We start from the raw sequence: 1,670 nt of genomic DNA, 5'->3' as shown, positions 1-1,670 counted from the left end.
AACGAACTCCACGTTACGCTCGCCGAGGAGTGGGAGTTTTCGAAGGCTGCGACGCCAACCAAAAGACACGCGATGGTGGACTTGGGGCAAATCCACCAGGCCGCCGTGGTGTCTAATCAGGGGGAAGCGTTGGTCATCTCCGGACGTGGGATTCGTTCCTTGAAACGGTTGCACAGCAAGCAGCTCGGCGAAATCCAGAAAAAGCGCTCCCGCTGCAAAAAGGGCTCGCGGCGCTGGCGCAAGCTTGGTCTAGCGCGGGCAAAGCTCACCCTGCGCTATAAACGCCGCGTCCGCGACCTGCGCCACAAGGGTATCCGGGCGGTGGTGAACTTCTGCAAGGACCGTGGCATTGAAGCACTTTTTGTCGGAAACCCGGACGGCGTCCGACGCAAGAGCAGGGGTCATCACCACAACCAGCGCATGAGCCAGTGGGAGTACGGAAAGGACATCGACTATCTGAAGCAAAAGTCGGAAAAAGACCGCATCGTGTACTTCACGGGGGACGAAAGAGGTACGTCCAGCCGGCGTCCCGTATGCGGCCATCGCCACAAGCCCAAGGGGCGGAACTGGCGATGCACTGCCTGTGGATTCAAAGGCCACAGGGATATTATGGGCGCGGTAAACATGCATCGTATCGTTTTTGGTCAAGTGGTGACGTTTCCAAAGCGCATCACGTATCGACGTCCCGGCCCGGTGAGAATCGGGCAGGCGGCTGGAATGAAGAGCCAGCCGCCGGGAAGTCGTAGTCGCCTGGACATGGGCCAATGTTGTCTGGCCGAATCGCGGAATCAAGCGCCGCAACGAATGCATCCGTTGCGGGTTCCCTCCGGGAACAGCCCACGAACCGCGAGTATTGGCTAGAAACCCAGGTTGGGCAGGGCGAGCCAATGAGTCTGCACTACTGCCCCAACAGGCTAAACCTTTGAAACAAACTCGGTTACCGTCAAGCCCGCCGCGCGAATGAGGCTGCGTAGTGTCCCCTTAGCGACTTCGCGATGGTCGGGAACCGACAAAGTCGCCATTTCGCCTTCTTTGACCATGACGATGTGGCTTCCGCTTTGGCGCGCGACTTGCCATCCGAACAACTCGAAGACGCGGACCACCTCGCGTCCGCTAAGGACGGGAAGCGGAGGCGCCATCAGACTGCCACTTCCACTTGCCGGGTCTCGATTGTCAAAGGCAAACCGCGCTCCGCTCGTACCTGGAGACACTGGCAAATCGCATCCTGGATGTTTTCCAACGCTTCCTCCTTGGTCTGCCCTTGACTGACGCAGCCTGGAATTGCCGGACATTCGACAACCCAGACACCGTCTTCGTCACGGCTGATCGTAACGCTAAATTTCATATCCATCCTCTAAGTGTGAGTTGATCAAAATACGCCCGCCCTCGGTGCTGAACAGTCAATACAGTACTCGGTAGCACAGGAAAGTGTATAAGTCCACCCCCTTTTGCGCTCGGGTAAGTGATGATTGTAGGGGGAGATCGTTGGCCGCGGCGATGGTAAGGACTCCCGAACGGTACGGTTGCAGCGTTGGATCGTAGGAAGCTAAATCGGAACGCCCTATTTACATGCAACTTTCTGGCGTACAATCGTTAGAAGAGGCGCTCGCTGCGAGAGATTTTGGGTAAGATCGGCGATCCGCGCTTCCGGAAGGAAAAACTTTCCCATT

General features: G+C 57.3%; 3 protein-coding genes. 1 reads left to right on the top strand and 2 read right to left on the bottom strand.

The window, feature by feature from the left end; all coding sequences use genetic code 11:
* Positions 1-861: RNA-guided endonuclease InsQ/TnpB family protein (locus tag ACYQ3M_RS11560; RefSeq protein ID WP_460036234.1), on the top strand; the 861-nt coding region annotated here is incomplete at its 5' end.
* 53 nt (positions 862-914) lie between these two features.
* Here the strand turns inward: ACYQ3M_RS11560 and ACYQ3M_RS11555 are convergent.
* Both ACYQ3M_RS11555 and ACYQ3M_RS11550 read right to left on the bottom strand, forming a co-directional pair.
* Positions 915-1,139: a type II toxin-antitoxin system HicA family toxin gene (locus tag ACYQ3M_RS11555; RefSeq protein ID WP_460036233.1), complete on the bottom strand. Its 225-nt coding sequence runs from the start codon at positions 1,137-1,139 to the stop codon at positions 915-917.
* Positions 1,139-1,345, bottom strand: a complete 207-nt coding sequence (locus tag ACYQ3M_RS11550; protein WP_460036232.1) for a type II toxin-antitoxin system HicB family antitoxin — start codon at positions 1,343-1,345, stop codon at positions 1,139-1,141. The genes ACYQ3M_RS11555 and ACYQ3M_RS11550 overlap by 1 nt, the downstream gene beginning before the upstream one ends.
* Positions 1,346-1,670: the final 325 nt, after the last annotated feature.

This window comes from Methylothermus subterraneus (genome assembly GCF_054656915.1).
This window is presented reverse-complemented; position numbering and strand designations above follow the sequence as displayed.

Coding starts and splice junctions, on each gene's coding strand:
- ACYQ3M_RS11555 (WP_460036233.1), bottom strand. CDS start 1,139: ATGGCGCCTCCGCTTCCCGTCCTTAGCGGACGCGAGGTGGTCCGCGTC.
- ACYQ3M_RS11550 (WP_460036232.1), bottom strand. CDS start 1,345: ATGAAATTTAGCGTTACGATCAGCCGTGACGAAGACGGTGTCTGGGTT.